This is a genomic window from Noviherbaspirillum autotrophicum (genome assembly GCF_000818395.1).
Taxonomy (GTDB): Bacteria; Pseudomonadota; Gammaproteobacteria; order Burkholderiales; family Burkholderiaceae_D; genus Noviherbaspirillum; species Noviherbaspirillum autotrophicum.
On the sequence record NZ_JWJG01000028.1, the window covers coordinates 172,204 to 191,802 of the forward strand.

Consider the following 19,599-nt stretch of genomic DNA (forward strand, 5'->3'; position numbering starts at 1 on the left):
TCACTCCGCTTCCACGCCGCGTGGATTCACCAGCAAGCGGCGGTAGCGCAAGGTCGACTTGAGCTCGACGTGCCCGGCCCATTGCTGCACCACGTCGACCGGCTTGTCCTTTGCAAGTTGCCGCATCAGGAAGGAATTGCGCAATACCTGCGGGCCGAATCCGCCGCGCGGGCGCAAGGCCGCACTGTTCGACTTCAGTACCGACTGCACCTTGCGATATAGCGTGGCCGGCAGCATTTTTCCTCCTTTGCCTGACACAAACACCGCCCTTTCGCCGCGCAATGGCAGCGTCGCGCGCAATGCCAGCCATTTGCGCAAGGGCTCGCGTGCGAACGCGACGATGGGCGCTTTGCGTTCCGGAACCTTGCCGTGTGCCGCGATGTGCAGGTAAGGTGGATCGGCGTCGAGGAAGATCTGGTCCATTTCCAGGCCGATGATTTCGCTGGTATACAGACCGGAACCGATGATCAGCACCATCATCGCTTGGTCGCGATAATCGCGCCAGGTGCGCGGCTGCTGCGTCAGCACGGCCGCAATGAATCTTTCATCCTCTTGAGAGGCAAGTGCGCCGGGATTCTTTACGGGTGCCGGCCGATAATATTTATATAGCGGCGCACACGGATTGCCTCCACGCCGCACACCTGTTTTTTTCAGATGCTCGAATACCGGCGCCAGCAGTTTCAGGTAGCGCCGCTTGGTGGAGTCTTCCGCTGCGCCGCCGCTCTTGCTCTGCAGACAGTCAAGAAATTGCACCAGCTTGTCTGCCTGAATCGAGCGGACATCGAGGCTGTTAGCGTCGAGAAAGTGCACGAAGCGCCGCCACATAGCGCAGTGCTGGCGCACCGAGCGCTCCGCGTACAGGAAGCCGTTTGCATGTGGAATACTACGCTGCCAAGTTTCGAAGGCTGCATGTGGATTCTTCAGCCACAACTCGCCGGAATGGATTTGCGGCAGGTCGAGCAGATCCAGTTGTTCCATTGTTCCTCCCGCCAAATGCATTGATTCACATGGGAACCAGCTGCTTGCTATTTCGAACGTTGCATCGCTCGCAAGCTTAGGAGTGGTGGGGAGTCTGAGTGGTTCAGTTGCGACGGCCAGCGCGATGGTCTTTGTGCTTCACTATGTTCAAGTGGTGGGCAGGAACGGCGCAGCAAGAAAAATGCAATATACCGACTTCAGATATGTCACCGATGCCTCGTGCTCTTGCTTGCAAGGGTTTGCATTGGACTTGAGTAAGACATATTCTGAACCGGTATATTGTATTCTTTGGCGGCCATGAGACTTTCTTCCAGTTGTCATGGACAGGGCGGTATGATACCCATCAACGATTGAACGAAGGCGATGCAACGTATCGCCTTCGTCGACCTCTTAATTTTTCGCTGCGGCCTGCACCCATACCAAAAACATGATCCGGATCTTTCGTTATTTCCTCCTGCTTGCCACCAGCTTGCTTGCGCTTGGCTGTGACCGGCAAGGACGGCTGATCGAGGAATTCGGTCTCGACCGGCTGGAGAAGGGGATCTCGACCGAGGGGGACGTGCGCGTCGTGATGGGTGAGCCCGACACGGTGTGGGAGGAGAAGGACGGCACCCGCACGCTGGAATATCCGAAGGGGCCTGAGGGTGCGCGTACCTGGTTTTTCCATATTGGCCGCGATGGCAAGCTGCAGGACTACAGGCAGGTGCTGACCGACGAGAACTTTGCACGCATTCATGAAGGCATGAGCAAGGACGAGGTGCGGCATATGCTGGGCCGCCCGCGAACAATCATGCAGTTCAAGCTCAAGAACGAGGAAGTATGGGATTGGCGTTACCTGAGCAATCACGAGACGCGCTTCTTCAACGTCCATTTCGATATGACAACCGGCAAGGTTGTCCGTACCACAAGTGCGGACGCGATGCCGAGTTAAGGCGTGACAGGCGCCAAGTAGGGTGTGGTTTGCCTTATCTCAACAAAAAATAGCAACATTGACGAAACCGAAACTTCAGACGCGAGTCCTAATGCAAGAAGCGTTAATACCGGCCTTGTTTTCAAGCGCCGTTTTTCGAGCTTGCTTATGGAGAATACGATGAAGAAAACTTCTTTTGCCCTTGGCATTTCCCTGTTATCGCTTGCCTGCGTGTCATTCGCTGCAGAATCGCCGAAGTCTGAAATTCGCGAGAGCACCGACCCGGCGCGCGCCGCGGAGGTCGAACGGCATGCGGCCGAGCTCCAGTCGCAGCAGCAGAATGCCAGCGACCAGGCATCGGGCGAGAGTGGAACGGCGAGCAACAAGCCGGCCAAGCGGATGCATTCGAAGAAATATAAGTCCCATGGAGGGAAAGCGTCGAAGTCGATGGAGCGCAGCTCCGACACTTCCGGCACCTCGGGCGGCGCATCGGGTGCAGGCAGCAGTGCCGAGCAAGGTTCGGATTCGGGCAGCAAATAAGCGCCTTCGGCTGGCAAGAGGAGCGGCCTTCGCCGCTCTTTTTTATTGCCGACGTGGAGCGGTGGCGGCATTGATCCAGTCGAAAATCTCGGGCCATAGCTTGTCGTGTGCATTGCGTCCGACAAGTGCGCCGACATGTGCGAGCGCAATTCCCGTGTCGCCATGATAGGCGAGCAAGCGTTTCTCGGCACTGGCGGCTGCGCGGTGGAAGTCGATGATCGAGGCGGGCGGGATAATCAGGCTGCGCGGGTCGTACACTGCGAGGAATGGCGAGGTGATGCTGAACGGGCCGATGTCTTTCCCATGGATATGAAGACAGCCTTGCATGAACCGGTCTTCGCGGTACAGCTGCTCGACTACCTGTTCGAACAGGCTGCACGACATCGGCGCTTCATCGAGGGTCCAGCGCTGCACCTTCCAATGTCCTTCCAGCGCTTGTGCGGAACCGAGGCTCTTGATCAGGTCCAGATAGCGTTCGGCTTGAAATGAGGTGGGCGACGCCGTAATGCTTGCCTGGCCCAGTACGGAGCCCGGCACGGCATTGAACCATCGGGTCACGCTGGCGGCGCGCGGGCCGAACGCGAGCAAGGGAAGGAAGGAGCCCGCCGCCGCGCCAAAATGCAGTGGGGCTTCCACCGTAATCAGACCGGCGACGCGTTCAGGCTGCAGCGCCGCATAAATCGCGGCTAACACGCCGCCCAGCGAGTGCCCAAGAAGAAAGACCGGCTGTTCCGCCGATGCGCCGGACGTAATCGTGTCGATGCAGCGGTCGATCAGCGCATAGCCATATTCTTCCAGCCCAGGGCTGGCATCGGTGCCGGGCGGGTCGAGCCATTCCATCAGGTAGACTTGCATGCCACGTGCGAGCGCATCGCGCACGACGCTTCGCCCCGGAGACAGGTCCCAGATATAAGGACGCTTGATGGGGGCGGGGACAATCAGGGCGGCCGGTTGCGACGCGCTGCCACCGTAGTGCCGCAAGCGCACACCGCCGTATGTAATCACCGTCCGGTAAGATGACTCTTCCGGGCCCAAGCCCCATCGATCCAGCGCCATCCCACGCTGCCGGCGCAAGCGGTCGAGCGATTCGTACCACCAGCGGACTGCGTTTGAGGATGGATACATGGGGCCGATCTCCAGCGTTGAGCAATCCACATTTGCTATTGTCTAGTGAGATGCGGATACGCTTGATTCGGTTCAATTGGCGTCGTTGCGCCGGCATGGAACAAGATGGCCGCGACGAATATTTGTCTCAGCATAACTTGCTCGGTTGCTGCCTTGTAGGAACTCCACGGAGTGGCGCCGGCTGAAGAGGCGCCGTTCGATGCGACATGTCTGCCGGACAGCCGCGACGACGGCATCGTCGACAGTCAGTGCTTTAAAGGAAACGGTCGAGCAGTTTGCGGCTGTTCTTGTCCAACGCCTGCAAGTCCTTGATGAGGAACTGAATGCCATTGCTGTCGGCAATCAGCAGCGTGACATGGCCGATGCGGCGGATATCCTCTTCGCCTTTGAGCACGAAACTTGTATCGCCGCGGTCGGTCTCCACATCCCAGGTACTTGGCGTGGCAAAGCTCGACACGTGGCGGATGCGCCGGATCTGCGGCAGGAATTCGCGGCTGGCCAGTTCTTCTTCCACCAGCTGGCGCACTTCCGCCGGCAAGGCCGCGCGAGACTCGATCCATGCCAGTTCGCGTCCGTCGGCACTGACCAGCGCCAGGCCCTCGTCTGGCGCGGCGATCGGAAAGGCGCGCACCGGCACCACGCCTTCATGCACCTGGCCGTCGGCCCCGGTGAAGACCAGCCGGCCGAATGCATTGCGCTGCAATTGAAAAGGCTTCATGCCGCCACCTCCTGTTCCGGTGCTTCGCCAAGCACGGCTTCATTCTCCGCCAGGCGGGCCTGCGCCTGATGCAGCTGGTAGTAATGTCCTTCGCGCGCCAGCAATTCCTCATGATTGCCTACTTCCACGATCTGGCCGCGGTCCAGCACGACCAGGCGCGACGCGCGACGCAGCGTCGAAAGCCGGTGCGCGATCGCAATGGTGGTACGGCCGCGCACCAGGTTGTCGAGCGCCTTCTGGATTTCGCGCTCGGTGGTGGTGTCGACCGAAGAGGTCGCTTCGTCCAGTATCAGGATGTGCGGATCGATCAGCAGCGCGCGCGCGATCGAAATGCGCTGGCGCTCGCCGCCAGACAGGGTCTGGCCACGTTCGCCGACGAGCGAGTCGTAACCGTGCGGCAGTCGCAGGATGAATTCGTGTGCATGCGCGGCGCGCGCGGCGGCGACGATTTCTTCGCGCGTAGCCTCCGGCTTGCCGTAGGCGATGTTTTCGGCAATGGTGCCGAAGAACAGGAAGGGTTCCTGCAGCACCAGGCCGATATTGCGGCGGTAATCGGACACCGCGTAAGAGCGGATGTCGGTGCCGTCGACCTTGATCGCCCCGTCGGCTACGTCGTAGAAGCGGCAGATCAGGTTGACCAGCGTACTCTTGCCCGAGCCGCTGTGGCCGACCAGGCCAATCATTTCACCCGGTTCGATGGTCAGATCGACGCCGCGGATGACTGCGCGGTTGCCATAGCGGAAACCAACATTCTGCAATTCGATCTTGCCCGCAAGTTTCCCCTGTACGCGCGGCAGCGGCACCGGGTTCGCCGTCTCCGGCACGTTCGATACATGGTCAAGGATGTCGAAGATGCGCTTGGCGCCGGCTGCGGCTTTCTGCGTCACGGATACGATGCGGCTCATCGAATCGAGGCGGGTATAGAAGCGGCTGATGTAGGCGATGAAGGCGGTCAGCACGCCGACCGTGATCTGGCCGTGCCCGACCTGCCAGATGCCGACGCCCCACACCACCAGCAGGCCGATCTCGGTCAGGAGCGTGACGGTCGGGGAAAACAGCGACCAGACCTTGTTGACGCGGTCGTTGACCGCGAGGTTGTGCTGGTTTGCTTCGCGAAAGCGCGCGACTTCCCGCTTTTCCTGTGCAAATGCCTTCACCACGCGGATGCCGGGAATGGTATCGGCCAGCACGTTGGTCACTTCCGACCAGATGCGGTCGATCTTTTCGAAGCCGTGGCGCAGCTTGTCGCGCACGACATGAATCATCCATGCGATGAAGGGCAGCGGCAGCAGTGTCACCAGTGCCAGCCAGGGATTGATCGACACCAGGATCGCTGCGGTCATCACGATCATCAGCACGTCGGTGGCAAAGTCGAGCAGGTGCAGCGACAAGAACACGCAGATGCGGTCGGATTCCGAGCCGATGCGCGCCATCAGGTCGCCGGTGCGCTTGCCGCCGAAGTACTCCAGCGACAGCTTCATCAGGTGTTCGTAGGTGGAGGTGCGCAAGTCGGCGCCGATGCGCTCCGATACCAGCGCCAGGATATAGGTCTTGGCCCATCCGAGACCCCAAGCGAACAGGGCCGAACCGAGCAGCCCGGACAGGTAGAGCGCGGCCAGCTTGACATTGATTTCCTTGCCGTTCTGGTAAGGGATCAGCACGTTGTCCATCAGCGGCATGGTCAGGTAGGGCGGCACCAGGTTGGCGGCAGTGGCGACCAGCGTCAGCAGGAAGCCGGCCAGCAGTTGCCCCTGGTACGGCCGCGCGAAGCGCCATAGCCGAAACAGGGTCCAGGTTGACGGCGGCGTGTGAATTTCCTTGGTGCAGACTGGGCATTCCTCCTGGTCTGGCGGCAGCGGTGCCTTGCAGCTCGGGCACAGCGACTGCTCCAGCCGCCTGACCTGCGTGCCGGCCTGGGCGGCGGCGCATTGGGCATCGAAGTGGTCGATCAGCCGCAGTGCGGCCGGATTGCGGCCCAAGGTGTAGCGCCAGCAAGCCAGCCGCGCACGCTCGTCCTGCAGTTCGAGCGTGCCGACACCGGCGTGATCGTGATGCGTCAGTTTCAGGCCGTGCTGGAGCGGCCAGGATTGCCAGTCTTGTTTGCCCGGCGCCTTGGCCAGCAGGCGGCGCTCGGTGACAACGAGCAGGCCGGCGTTGAAACATAATTCGGTGTCGAGGTCGAGTTCCAGGCAGGCGACGGCGGTTTCGCCAACGGCCAGTTGCGACTGCAGGTCGGGGCGCCAGGACTCGGGAAGCGGATAATTGGATGACGACATTGAAAATTCGGTTTTCTTCGAGGCGGCGCGGGGCGCCAGGCCGGAAGTATAACGGTATGAGCAGCTGAAGTTGTGGCTTCGGGTGTTCTGTTTGCGATCACATTAGGACGAACCAAGCGCAACATAGTATATTACTGCGCGGAAAAATTCTTTTGTTTCCGAGTAAACCTATTTTCAAGCAGAGCGTTATCACGTTGTGTTTTTGAAATTTTGCACTTGCACGCACTGCCTGACAGCACCGACATGAATAAAAGATACATTGACATTATCAATGTGATATCGCTGCGCGGACCAAATATCTGGACTTACCGTCCGGTCCTCGAAGCATGGGTCGACATCGGCGATCTGGAAGACGCCCCTTCCAACACCATCCCCGGTTTCTACGAGCGGCTGACGGCATGGCTGCCCGGCTTGATCGAACATCGCTGCGGCATCGGCGAACGCGGCGGCTTCCTGCTGCGCCTGAAGGAAGGCACCTGGCCCGGCCACATCCTGGAACACGTCACGATCGAGCTGCAAAATCTGGCCGGCATGCAGACCGGATTCGGCAAGGCGCGCGAGACTTCCAAGCGCGGCGTGTACAAGGTTGTGGTGCGATCCCGCAATGAACAGGTCAGCCGCACGGCGCTGTATGCGGCACGCGACCTGGTGATGGCGGCAATCGACGACCAGCCGGTCGATGTGGCGGCGGTGGTCGACAAGCTGCGCGATATGGTCGACTCGCTCTGCCTGGGGCCCAGCACCGCGTGCATCGTCGATGCCGCCGCGGACCGACGCATTCCATCGATGCGCCTCAACGATGGCAACCTGGTGCAACTCGGCTACGGCGCTCGTCAGCGCCGCATCTGGACCGCTGAGACCGACAAGACGCCGGCCATTGCCGAGAGCATTTCCAGCGACAAGGACCTGACCAAGCGACTGCTGTCGTCGTGCGGCGTGCCGGTGCCCGAGGGACGGATCGTGAAAAGCCCGGAAGATGCCTGGGAAGCGGCGCAGGATATCGGCACGCCGGTTGTGGTCAAGCCGTCCGACGCCAACCATGGGCGCGGCGTGTCCATGGACCTGAACACCCGGCAGGAAGTGGAGGCCGCCTGGAAGCTGGCTGAAGAAGAGGGCAGCGACGTCATCGTCGAGCGTTTCGTGCGCGGCGACGAGCACCGCCTGCTGATCGTGGGCGGCAAGCTGGCCGCCGCCACCAAGGGCGAGATCGCCACCGTGACCGGCGACGGAGTGTCCAACATCACGCAGCTGATCGACAGCCAGCTCAATACCGATCCGCGCCGCGGCGAGCACGAGGATTTCCCGCTCAGCCTGATCACGTATGAAGAAGATCCGACCGTGCTGCTGGTGCTGGAACGCCAGGGGCTCGGCCCCGATTCGGTGCCGCCGCAGGGCAAGGTCGTGTTGATCCAGAGCCGCGGCAACCTCGCCTTCGATTGCACCGACGACGTTCATCCCGAGGTCGCCGCCGCCGCCGCGCTGGCTGCGCGTATCGTTGGCCTGGACATCGCCGGAGTCGATCTGGTGACGCAGGACATTTCCCGCCCGTTGGAAGAGCAGGGCGGCGCCATCGTCGAAGTCAATGCCGGACCCGGCCTGCTGATGCACCTGAAGCCGGCTTCCGGCAAGCCGCGCCCGGTCGGGCGAGCGATCGTCGACCATCTGTTCGGCGAACAGGACAGCGGCCGCATTCCGGTGGTGGGCGTGGCCGGCAGCCATGGCACGACCCTGGTGGCGCGGCTGGTCGGACGCCTGCTGCACCTGCACGGCCTGTATGTCGGCGTGGCCTGCGGCGACGGCCTGTATGTGAACGAGCGCCGCATCGAACAGGGCGACTGCGCGAACTGGCAGTCCGGCAACCGGATTCTGATGAATCGCGCCGTCGAGGCCGGTGTCTTTGAAAACGCTTGCCGCACCATCCTGGCCGATGGTCTGGCGTACGACCGCTGCCAGGTTGGCGTGGTCACCGGCATTGATCCGGCCGGGCTGGTGCCCGACTTCTATGTCGACGACGTGGAGAAGCTGGTCAACGTGGTCCGCACCCAGGTCGACGTTGTCTTGCCCGATGGCGTAGCCGTGCTCAACGCCGGCGACGATCGGGTGGTGGAACTGGCATCCCTGTGCGACGGCGACGTGCTGTTCTTCGGTCTGCAGGCCGACTTGCCGCGGCTGCAAGCGCACCGGCAACAGGATGGTCGTTCGGTCTACGTGCGCGATGGACAGCTGATCATGGCAGTCGGCGCGGAAGAGTCGGCGATTTGCCGCATGGCCGACATTCCCATGGCTGCGGGCGGCGTCAACGGGGAACGCCATGCAGCCATCCTGGCCGCCGTCGGCGCTGCCTGGGCGCTGGGGCTGCCGGCCGACCTGATTCGCACCGGACTGGAAACATTCGATAACGGATTGGCCGCGGCCAAATAAGATGACTACAAAAATCCCGTCCGCAGCTGCGGACGGGTAAAGAAGGAAAGCTGTTCATGGAAATATCGCGGATCCGTGCGCTGCGCGGCCCAAACCTGTGGAGCCGGCATACGGCGATCGAAGCCATTGTCCGATGCACGCCGGAGGAATGTTCGATGACCTCGATGCCGGGGCTGGAAACCCGGCTGCGCGCGCGCTTCCCGGAGGTGGAATTTCTGCCGTCGGCGGACAATCCGCAACCGGCGTCGCTGGCACATGCGCTCGAAAGCGCCGCGTTCTGCCTGCAGGCGCAGGCCGGATGCAAGGTGGCCTTCAGCCGCACCGTGCAGACGGTCGAGACGGGCGTGTTCCAGGTGATCGTCGAATATACCGAGGAAGCGGTGGGGCGCCTGGCGCTGGAGCTGGCCGAGGAACTGTGCAAGAGCGCGATGGAAGACCGCCCGTTCGACCTGGCGGGAAGCCTGGCGCGCCTGCGCGAGCTGGACGAGGATGTGCGCCTTGGCCCGTCGACCGGCTCGATCGTGGATGCGGCGCTCAAGCGCGGCATTCCTTACCGCCGGCTGACCGAGGGCAGCATGGTGCAATTCGGCTGGGGCAGCAAGCAGCGCCGCATCCAGGCGGCGGAAACCGACAGCACCAGCGCAATTGCCGAATCGATCGCGCAGGATAAGGAATTGACCAAGGCCTTGCTGGATGCCGCCGGCGTTCCGGTACCGCGCGGGCGTTCCGTGGAAAGCGCGGAACAGGCGTGGCAGGTCGCAAGCGAACTGGGCGGCCGGGTGGTGGTCAAGCCGCGCGACGGCAATCAGGGCAAAGGTATCACGGTCAATATCAGCACCCGCGGGGAAGTCCTGACGGCATTTGCGGCCGCCAGCGAAATCAGCTCCGATGTGATCGTGGAACGCTACCTGCCCGGCCACGATTTTCGCTTGCTGGTGGTCGGCAATCAGCTGGTGGCAGCGGCACGGCGCGCGCCACCCCAAGTGATCGGCGACGGCGTGCACAGCGTGCGCGAACTGGTCGAGCAGGTCAACCGCGATCCTTTGCGGGGCGACGGCCATGCGACTTCGCTGACCAAGATCCGGTTCGACGCGATCGCCCTGGCGACGCTGGCCAAGCAAGGCTATAACGCCGATAGCGTGCCGCCCAAGGGCGTCAACGTTATTTTGCGCAACAATGCCAACCTATCTACCGGCGGCACCGCCACCGATGTCACTGACGATGTGCACCGCGAAGTGGCGGCGCGCGCGGTCGAGGCGGCGCAAATGGTCGGGCTCGACATCTGCGGCGTGGACGTGGTGTGTGAAAACGTGATCCAGCCGCTGGAAGCGCAGGGTGGCGGCATTGTCGAAGTCAATGCCGCACCCGGTCTGCGCATGCACCTGCAGCCATCGTTCGGCAAAGGCCGTGCGGTGGGCGACGCGATTATTTCGATGATGTACGCGGATGGCGATGACGGGCGCATTCCGGTCGTCGCGGTTTCCGGTACCAACGGCAAGACCACCACGACGCGCTTGATCGCTCATATCTTGGCAAGCAAAAACTTGCGCATCGGCATGACAGGTACCGACGGCGTCTATGTTCAGGGCAGGCGCACCGATACCGGCGACTGCAGCGGTCCGCGCAGCGCGCGCAACGTATTGCTCCATCCCGATGTCGATGCGGCCGTATTCGAGGTGGCCCGCGGTGGTGTGTTGCGCGAAGGCCTGGGTTTTGACCGTTGCAACGTGGCGGTCGTAACCAATATCGGCGTCGGCGACCACCTCGGTCTTAACTACATTTCTACTGTGGAAGATCTGGCGGTCGTCAAGCGCGTGATCGTGCAGAACGTCGCACCCAACGGCACGGCGGTGCTCAATGCCGCCGATCCGATGGTGGCGGACATGGCCAAGGCTTGCCAGGGAACGGTCACCTTCTTTGCCGCCGACCGCCATCATCCGGTCATGGCGACCCATCGCGCCAAGGGCTTGCGCGTGGTCTACCGCGACGGCGACGATATCGTTGCGTCGCAAGGCATCGAGCAGCAACGCATTGCGCTGTCGGATATTCCGCTGACCCACAACGGCACGATCGGCTTCCAAATTGAAAATGCCATGGCAGCCATCGGCGCCGCCTGGGCGCTCGGCGTGGATTGGGCAGTCATGCGCGCGGCGCTGAAGACCTTCGTGAGCGACGCGCAAAGCGCGCCGGGCCGCTTCAACCTGTTTTCCTATCGCGGCGCCACGCTGATCGCCGATTACGGCCACAATCCGGATGCGATCGCCGCGCTGGCGACGGCGGTAGAGTCGATGCCGGCAAAGGCTCGTTCGGTGGTCATTAGCGGCGCCGGGGACCGGCGCGACGAAGACTTGCGGCGCCAGACCGAGATCCTGGGCCATGCGTTCGACCGGGTTGTCCTGTATCAGGACCAGTGCCAGCGCGGCCGGGGCGACGGCGAGGTGCTTGCACTGCTTCGCGAAGGCCTGGCAGGTGCGAGCCGGACCCGCGACGTGAAGGAAATTACCGGCGAATTCCTCGCCATCGACACCGCGCTCGCGGACCTGCAGCCGGGCGACCTGTGCCTGATCCTGGTCGATCAGGTGGAGGAGGCGCTCGCGCATATCGCGCGCCGCATCGCCGAAAGCGCGTAAACCGCAGCGGCGGACGCGTCATCGCGTCTGCCGCCAGGCCGCACGTGACGACGGCGGCTTCACGCGACAACGGAAACAACTTGTTGCAATCCTTACCGGCCATTCGCAGCTTGGGCCGAGCGTTTGACGTTAAATAAAGACGTCATTCATTGAGGATTGTCATGAAAAAGTCTTTCGCCATTGCCGTCGCGACCGCGACGGCAATCATGTTGCTTACCGCTTGTGCAAGCCCTGGCTATTATGGACAGGGCAACGCCGGGTCCTATCCGGCCACGCCGGCGCCCCAGTCCCAGCCTTATCCTCAGGCTTACCCGCAGCCTTATCCGCAGCCCGCTTCCGCCGCCTATTCCAATTCCTACGGCACCGTCGATTCGATCCGCATGGGCCAGGCGCCCGCCGCCGGTAGCGGCACGGGAGCCGTGGTCGGCGGCCTGGTCGGCGGTTTGCTGGGCAACCAGGTCGGTGGCGGCAACGGGCGCACTGCCGCCACGATTGCCGGTGTGATCGGCGGCGCCATGATGGGCGACCAGATCGAGCAGCGCAACGCCCAAGCGCGCAACGCGTATCAGATCGGGGTGCGCCTGGATAACGGCGGCTATCAGACCATCACGCAGGACAGCGTGGCCGGCCTTCAGGTCGGCAATCGCGTGCGCATCGAGAACGAGCGCGTCTATCGCTATTGACTGCGGCGCGGCGGGTGGTGCCGAAACCGGATTCGCGGCAATGAAATTCAATCTTGCTCCGAACTGTCCGAGCAGCAGATAGTCGAATTGTCATCGGTTCGCAGTTTGCCTGCGCTTGCCTGTGCAAGTGGCAGGCGAATTACCGTCGAATCGCTTGAAGGAGGTGGAAGTGAGTATCCTTGATACGGTATTTCGGCGGCGCGAGCCGGCCGTCAAGTACCGCACCATCGACGGCGGCCATCCCGCGCCGTATCCCGACATGACGGACGAGCAGTTGTATAACTACGAAATGACCTTCAATGTACCGAAAAGGACGTTCGACAAGCCGCCCGGAGGTGCCGCCGTGCCGCACGAGGCCGTGACCGGCACCGGCAGGACCGAGCCGCATGCGGACGCTGACGAGCCGAACGTGACGGCTTTACACACCGGCGGAGCACGGACCACGACAGGCAGAGGGTATGGTCGCGCGAGACCGGGAGGGGCGCACGTCTCGGCCGCGCAAACCAACGACGACCCGGAGGTGACCCGCACGCTGGTTGCCGAACGCATCGCCCCCGCACGGGTGGACATGCCGCTCGACTTTTCCAAGCCGGTACGCACCATCACCACAAAACAGCCGGTGGATATTGTCACGACCAGGGCGCGCCATCCGCTGTTCAAGGTGCTTGGCTATATTGGCGACGATCAGGTTGTAACGATGTTTACATTGGAGGGGCAGATTTCGGAAAACGGGCCGCGCTTTCTCGAAAACGTGCCGCAAAAGCAGTCCCTGTTCATCAACATCTACCCGAACCGCTCCATGGGCGGGCGCGAACGGTTTCTCCTCACCCAGCACGATTCCAGGGAAGCGGCGGACGCCGCGGCCACCGGGGAACGGATTGCATGTATCCCAGTGGAATTTGACTTGTAAATATGAACTTTTCTGAAAAGATGTACTCTTGATAAGAACGTGCAGTTGGACGTCTTCTGACGATGCTGTGCGATAGGATGAATTTCCGGCGTGATGACCCATGGCCGGCGCTGCGCAGGGAGCGCTGCCGCACGCCCACCGGTCGATGCTCGACATTGCCGGAAAACCGTGCCGCTAATTCATTCGTGTTGGTCGACCGCGTATGGCCTGCACATTTTCAAACAATAAAACAACGCATGAAGACAGTACGCGGAGACGAAAAGCTGGAGCGTGTTTTCCCCGGCAATAGCAAAATGGCGCGCCGCATGCGCGCATTCGACTGGCCGGAAAGCGCGCTCGGACCCGCCGCAGCCTGGCCGCCTGGCCTGCGCAGCGCACTTTCCATCATGTTGGGCAGTCCGCATCCGATGCTGATCTGGTGGGGGCGCGAACTGATCCAGTTTTACAACGACCGCTATGCGGAACAGATGCTTGGAACGGAACAACCGTGGCCACTGGGCCGATCGGCGCGCATCCTGCTCGCCGCCGCATGGGATGAAATTGGCCTGCGTGTCCAATCCGTCATCCAGACAGGTGATCCGGCCTGCGACGAGGAATTGCAGATCATTCTCGAACGCAAAGGCTTCTTGGAAGAAACCTATCACCGCCTTGACTATGCCCCGCTGCAGGAGGATTGCGGTACTGTGAGCGGTATTGCCTGCCATGTCGTTGAAACGACGCAACGCGTGCTGGAGCGACGACGCCGGCAGACGCTGCGCGACTTGGCGGCTTGCGCAGGGCATCAGGATTCACGCTCGGAAGCGGCTTTGCAGGCCGCCGGCCGCATCCTCGCCGCGAATCCGCACGATATTCCTTTTGCGCTGATTTATCTGGTCGATCACGACAATGGCGGCATCCGCCTGTGCGTGGCGGCGGGCCTTGCGTGCGGCGCTTCCGGCGCGGCCCCGGCATTCGACCGGGATGCGCTGTCGGCCGAGGCGGACGGCTGGTCGATCGCCAGGGTCATGGCGACTGGCCGTACCGAGGTCGTCACGCGGCTGGGGCGCCGCTTCGGCGCACTGCCGGGCGGCGCCTGGCCGGAGCCGCCGCATACCGCCGTGGTGATGCCGATCAGGGCCGCGGGCACCGGCAGCGTGGCCGGTTTTCTCATCGGCGGCATTAGCCCCCGCCGCGAGCTGGATGCGGACTACCACGGATTCTACGAAGGGATCGCCCGTTCGCTCGGGGACCTGGTCGAGCAGGAGGCGCCGACATCGTACGCGCAACCCGCGCCGGCGCTGGACGGGCCCGCATGCGGGGCGGACCATGCGCAGACCCGGAGCGAAGCCGCCGAACGCGCCCGTATCGAAGAAGCCCTGCGCCGCAGCGAGGCGCAGCTGGCCTTCGAGCTGGCGGCCATGAGCCGGCTGCACGACTTGAGTTCGCGCCTGCTTGTGACCAGCGACATGCAATCGGCCCTGCGCGAAGTGCTGGATGCGGCGCTGCTGATGCTGGGCGCGGCGATGGGGAGTATTCAGCTTTACCAGCCGGCGGCGCGCATGCTCGAAATCGTCGTGCAGCGCGGCTTCGAACCGGCCTATCTCGAGCGGTTTCGCTCCATAAGCGTGGATGAGAAATATGTATGTGCAGTCGCCGCGCGCAACCGGCAGCGGATCGTGGTCGACGACCTGCACACCCATCCGGATGGCGCGCCGTTGCGCGAGATGGCCGCCGCCGGCGGTTATCGCAGTGTCCAGTCGACGCCGCTGGTGAGCCGCAACGGCAATCTGCTGGGCGTGCTGTCGACCCACTTCCGGCATGCACACCGTCCGTCGGAGCGCGACTTGCGCACGCTGGACCTGTATGCGATCCAGGCGATCGACCAGATCGAACGCATTCGCGCCGAAGAGGCGCTCAAGGAAGCGGACCGCCGCAAGGACGAGTTCATCGCAACGCTGGCGCACGAACTGCGCAACCCGCTGGCGCCGATCCGCAACGCGATCGGAATGATGCAGGTGGCGGCGGAGCAGGGCGGCCTCGGACGGCTGCAACAGATGATGGAGCGGCAGGTGGACCATATGGTGCGGCTGGTGGACGACCTGATGGAGGTATCGCGCATCACGACCGGTAAGATCGAACTGCGCCGCGGCCTGGTCCGGCTCGCTGACGCGCTCGACAACGCAGTCGATACCAGCATGCCGCATATCGATCATGCACGTCACCGCTTGAGCGTATCGGTGGCGCCGGAAGAAATGCTGCTGGAAGGCGACCCGGTACGCCTGGAGCAGGTATTTGCCAATCTATTGAACAATGCCGCGAAATATACCGAGGACGGCGGCTGCATCTGGCTGAGCGCCTGGCGGGAGGGGGGCGTGGCGACGATCGAGGTGCGCGACAGTGGAGTCGGTATTCCGCCCGACATGCTGCCCCACGTATTCGACATCTTTGCGCAGGCGGGTGATGCGGAGGGGCGCTGGCAAGGCGGCATCGGGATCGGTCTCTATCTGGTGCGTCGCCTGGTCGAAATGCATGGCGGCAGCGTCGACGCCAGCAGCGCGGGACCAGGCAAGGGCAGCCGCTTCGTGGTGCGCCTGCCGCTGGTCGAAGGCTGCATCTACCAGCCCGATTCGGGGAACAGCGCGGCGCAGGCCGCCCCGATGCGCCGCAAGCGCGTCCTGATCGTGGATGACAACCATGATGCAGCGGAAAGCCTGGGCATGCTGCTTGAGCATTTTGGTGCGGAAACCCAGGTGGCGCATGACGGGCAGGCGGCGCTGCAGGCGCTCGACACCAGCCATCCCGAAGTCGTGCTGCTGGATATCGGCATGCCCGGCATGAACGGCTACGAGGTGGCGCGGCACATCCGGCAACAGCCGCGCTTCGACGGGCTGCTGCTGATCGCGTTAAGCGGCTGGGGCGGCGAGGAAGACCGGCGCCGCTCGAAGGAATGCGGTTTCGACCATCACCTGGTCAAGCCGGTCGACATCAACGCGCTGCGCTCGCTGCTCGACGCGGCCTGAAGCCTGCTGCATGCGGCAGGGGAGGTCCGGCGCTCGGCGCGCCTGTTCTGTGTATCATTCGGCCTTTGAAACATGACAATGCCGTATGAACATCAAGCCTCTATTTGCGACAGTACTGCTTGCCCTGGGAGCCGCCGCCAGCGCCGCCGAGCCGATCCGGATCGGCATGATCGACGGGCTATCCGGCCCCTTTGCCAATGCCGGCCAGGCAGTCGTACGCAACCTGAACTACGCTATCGAGCAGGTCAATGCCCGCGGCGGCGTGAAACTGCCGGATGGCCGCCATCCACTGGAACTGGTCACTTATGACAACAAGCAAGGCGTGGAAGAAGCGCTGACCGGACTGCGCCATTTTGCCGATCAGCACATCCACTTCATCGCACAAGGCAACAGCTCCGCAGTCGCGCTGGCCTTGAGCGAAGCGATCGAAAAGCACAACAGCCGTGTGCCGGACCAGCGCATGCTGTTGCTGAACTATGCCGCGGTCGATCCGGCGCTGACGAACGAGAAGTGCAGCTTCTGGCATTTCCGCTTCGACGCCAACTCCGACATGCGCATGAATGCGCTGACCGAAGTGATCAAGACCGACCGCAGTGCCAGGCGCGTGTACCTGATCGGCCAGGACTACAGTTTCGGCCAGCATCTAGCCAAGGTGGCGCGCGCCCAGCTGGCGGCGAAACGCCCGGACATCGCCATCGTCGGCGACGATTTGCACCCGATCGGAAAAATCAAGGATTTTTCGCCCTATGTCGCCAAGATCCGGGCCAGCGGCGCCGATACGGTCATCACGGGAAACTGGGGGAACGATCTCACCCTGCTGGTCAAGGCGGCCAGAGATGCCGGCCTCAATATCAAGTTCTACACTTTTTATGGCAACAGCCTGGGCGCGCCGGCAGCCATCGGCGATGCCGGCGTCGGGCGCGTGCGGGCGGTGGCGGAATGGCATCCGAATGCCGGCCAGGGCGCGAGCGACTCGGCCAGCGACGCGTACTACCGCGCATTCCGCCGGCGGTATCCCCAGTCCGAGCAAGACTACGTTCACTTGCGCATGCACCTGATGATTGACATGCTCGCCGGCGCCATCGAGAAAGCCGGGTCTAGCGACGCGCTGGCAGTGGCAAAGGCGCTCGAAGGCGCCGTTTTCCGCAATGCGTTTCATGAGGCAAGCATGCGGGCCGCCGACCACCAGCTGCAGCAGCCGCTGTACGTTTCGGTGATGCGCAAGGTCGCCGACGGCAGCGTCCAGTTTGACAACGAAGGCAGCGGCTATGGCTTTCGAACGGAACGCTACCTGCCGACGTCGTTTTCGGCCTTGCCGACGAGCTGCAGGATGCAGCGGCCGCGCTGAGCTTTGGCGAAAAAAAAGCCCCGTCGTAAAACGGGGCTTTTGCATGGCGCCTGGCTGATCAGGCAACCTTCAGGCAGGGCTCGCTCATTTCTTCCAGCAGCTCGAACACTTCATCCTTGGACAACACATAGCGTTCCAGCAGCGTGTCCTTCAGTTCCGCGATGGTGGACTTGTAGCCCTTGATCGCTTCCAGCGTGCGGGTGTAGAGCTCGTCGGCCTTGGCTTCCACCTGCTTCAGCGATTCCTCGTGCGACTCGCGCTGCAGCTGGGTGTAGTCGAGCTTGGAGCGCGAGTACATCGACAGGCGGTTGACCATCAGGTCGAGCTTGGCGGTGACCTTCTGGATGTCGTTCTGGCTGCCCACGGAAATGCCGCGCGCACCGTAGAACAGCTCTTCGGCTGCCACGCCGCCATACAGCTGCATGATGTCCTGTTCCATCTCTTCCAGCGTCTGCAGCGCCACGTCTTCGCCCGACGACAGCACGTAGCCGAGCGCGCCGATCTTGGATACCGACTCGGTACTGATCTTCAGCAGGTGCGATTTTTCCTTCACTTCATCCCACGACATGCCGGCACGCAGGTACGGATCGATCTGCATGAAGAAGTGGCCCAGTTCGTGCAGGGCTACGCGCTCGCGCTGCTTGTTCAGTTCCGCCGTGGTCGCACGGTCGGTCATGCCGATGGTCGAGCGCTCGAAGGCGCGGAACAGGACATCGGTAGTGATCAGCGTCTTTTCCTGGATCGCGATCATGCTGGCGCGGTCGACCACGGTTTCCAGCAGCGCGGGGCTCAGGTTCGCAGTGATTTCCGCGGCATAGTCGAGGTTCAGGTGGCTCCAGTCGATGCAGCCCGGATCCTTCTTCGACAGGAACACCTTCAGCAGTTCGCGGCGTTCCGACTTGTTCGGCAGGCGGAAGTTGATCTTCACGGAGAAACGGCGCAACATCGCCTCGTCCATCTGCGAGTTCATGTCGTCGAAGTTCGAGGCGACCACCCAGATCACGCCTTCGCCTTCATCGCTCTTGACGCCGTCGAGCAGCGAGAGCAGGGTGTTGGCGGTGTCGTCTTCCCACTTCTTTTCGCCACGGCCGCGCGGCATGAACAGGCTTTGGGCTTCGTCGAGGAAGATGATGCACTTGCCTTGCTTGCATGCCTTCTTGTAAATCGCATTCAAGGCCTTCGAGCCGCCGCCGACGAAGCCGGATTCGAGCGCCGAACCGGATGCGGTGATCAGCGGCACGTCGAGCTTTTTCGCCAGATAGCCGGCGAGCTTGGTCTTGCCGGTACCGGCCGGGCCGGTCAACATCACGTTGAACGGCTTGTCGATGTTATGCGAACGATAAAGGTCGCGATTGCGGATCATTTCTTCCAGGTGGGCGACTTCCTGCTTGATGTCTTCCATGCCGACCAAGTCGTCCATGCTGCCCTTGAGGTGCTCAGGTTTGATCATCGCGGCTGGTGCGCCGGTCATGCCCGGAAGGCCCTTTTTCATGGCAAAGACGATAAACAGCAGCAGCACGATGCCGAAGGCGTTACGGGCGAGCAGGGAACCTGCTTCGCTCCACATGCCGCCTTGCTCGGCGTCGTCCGCCAGCACCGACTTGTGGCTGTCGAGGTAGGCATCCTGCGCAATCGCATAGGGAATCGCGTTCTTCAGCAGCACTTCGCGCTCCAGGTTGGCGTGCGTCGTGCTTGGCACCTTGACCACGTGGATCTGCGGAGAGTCCTTGTACTTGATCACGTAGCGTGGGAAATCCGACAGCGGCTTGGCCAGCAGCAGGTATTCCAGGCGAGCCTTGTTGGCGGCCAGGTGCGTGATCTCGGAAATATCCTGCGACTGTACCACCGGGCTTGCATCGCGCAGGGCGATCGGCTTGTACGCGAATGCCACTGCGGCTGCCGCAATCAGCGCAATCAACGCGGCACGCACGTAGTTATTTTTTGAAATTTCGAAAAATTTTGAAAAATCAGGCATTAAGAAGTCCTTAACAATCAATCTGCCCGTGCAACGTCATGTTGCACGCATCGTTTCTTTCAGCACACATAGGACCAAGCCGATTG

General features: G+C 62.3%; 13 protein-coding genes. 8 read left to right on the plus strand and 5 right to left on the minus strand.

Annotation, left to right across the window (positions count from 1 at the left end; all coding sequences use genetic code 11):
* Positions 1 to 978 carry a tyrosine-type recombinase/integrase gene (locus tag TSA66_RS02095; protein WP_040038811.1) on the minus strand — a complete coding sequence of 326 codons (978 nt, stop codon included), beginning with the start codon at positions 976 to 978 and terminating at the stop codon, positions 1 to 3.
* Positions 979 to 1,405: 427 nt separating this feature from the next.
* On the opposite strand from TSA66_RS02095, the gene bamE reads away from it, so the two are divergent.
* On the plus strand, positions 1,406 to 1,909 hold the full coding sequence (bamE, locus tag TSA66_RS02100) for an outer membrane protein assembly factor BamE domain-containing protein (RefSeq protein WP_040038812.1): 504 nt from the start codon (positions 1,406 to 1,408) through the stop codon (positions 1,907 to 1,909).
* Between the two features lie 159 nt (positions 1,910 to 2,068).
* Positions 2,069 to 2,428, plus strand: a complete 360-nt coding sequence (locus tag TSA66_RS02105; protein ID WP_052452021.1) for a hypothetical protein — start codon at positions 2,069 to 2,071, stop codon at positions 2,426 to 2,428.
* Positions 2,429 to 2,470: 42 nt separating this feature from the next.
* On the opposite strand, the gene TSA66_RS02110 is transcribed toward TSA66_RS02105, so the two are convergent.
* From TSA66_RS02110 to TSA66_RS02120, 3 genes are all read right to left on the minus strand, one after another.
* Positions 2,471 to 3,553 (minus strand): alpha/beta fold hydrolase, encoded by a 1,083-nt coding sequence (locus tag TSA66_RS02110; protein ID WP_040038813.1) that lies wholly within the window; start codon positions 3,551 to 3,553, stop codon positions 2,471 to 2,473.
* 253 nt (positions 3,554 to 3,806) lie between these two features.
* On the minus strand, positions 3,807 to 4,271 hold the full coding sequence (locus tag TSA66_RS02115) for a cyanophycin metabolism-associated DUF1854 family protein (RefSeq protein WP_040038814.1): 465 nt from the start codon (positions 4,269 to 4,271) through the stop codon (positions 3,807 to 3,809).
* Positions 4,268 to 6,547, minus strand: a complete 2,280-nt coding sequence (locus TSA66_RS02120; RefSeq protein ID WP_040038815.1) for a cyanophycin metabolism-associated ABC transporter — start codon at positions 6,545 to 6,547, stop codon at positions 4,268 to 4,270. The genes TSA66_RS02115 and TSA66_RS02120 overlap by 4 nt, the downstream gene beginning before the upstream one ends.
* Positions 6,548 to 6,790: 243 nt before the next feature.
* On the opposite strand from TSA66_RS02120, the gene TSA66_RS02125 reads away from it, so the two are divergent.
* The 6 genes from TSA66_RS02125 (at position 6,791) to TSA66_RS02150 (ending at position 17,538) form a co-directional block, all read left to right on the plus strand.
* Positions 6,791 to 8,968, plus strand: coding sequence for a cyanophycin synthetase (locus TSA66_RS02125; protein ID WP_040042069.1), 2,178 nt, complete (start codon positions 6,791 to 6,793; stop codon positions 8,966 to 8,968).
* Positions 8,969 to 9,024: 56 nt separating this feature from the next.
* Positions 9,025 to 11,598 (plus strand): cyanophycin synthetase, encoded by a 2,574-nt coding sequence (cphA, locus tag TSA66_RS02130; protein ID WP_040038816.1) that lies wholly within the window; start codon positions 9,025 to 9,027, stop codon positions 11,596 to 11,598.
* Between the two features lie 161 nt (positions 11,599 to 11,759).
* Complete coding sequence (locus TSA66_RS02135) at positions 11,760 to 12,281, plus strand: outer membrane lipoprotein (protein WP_040038817.1); 522 nt, start codon at positions 11,760 to 11,762, stop codon at positions 12,279 to 12,281.
* Positions 12,282 to 12,450: 169 nt separating this feature from the next.
* Entirely contained in the window at positions 12,451 to 13,191 is a 741-nt protein-coding gene (locus TSA66_RS02140; RefSeq protein ID WP_157691566.1) for a hypothetical protein, read from the plus strand.
* Between the two features lie 236 nt (positions 13,192 to 13,427).
* Entirely contained in the window at positions 13,428 to 16,190 is a 2,763-nt protein-coding gene (locus TSA66_RS25285; protein WP_052452022.1) for a hybrid sensor histidine kinase/response regulator, read from the plus strand.
* Between the two features lie 85 nt (positions 16,191 to 16,275).
* Positions 16,276 to 17,538 (plus strand): branched-chain amino acid ABC transporter substrate-binding protein, encoded by a 1,263-nt coding sequence (locus TSA66_RS02150; RefSeq protein ID WP_052452023.1) that lies wholly within the window; start codon positions 16,276 to 16,278, stop codon positions 17,536 to 17,538.
* Between the two features lie 58 nt (positions 17,539 to 17,596).
* Here TSA66_RS02150 and TSA66_RS02155 read toward each other — a convergent pair whose 3' ends face one another.
* Positions 17,597 to 19,513, minus strand: a complete 1,917-nt coding sequence (locus TSA66_RS02155; protein ID WP_040038819.1) for an AAA family ATPase — start codon at positions 19,511 to 19,513, stop codon at positions 17,597 to 17,599.
* Positions 19,514 to 19,599: the final 86 nt, after the last annotated feature.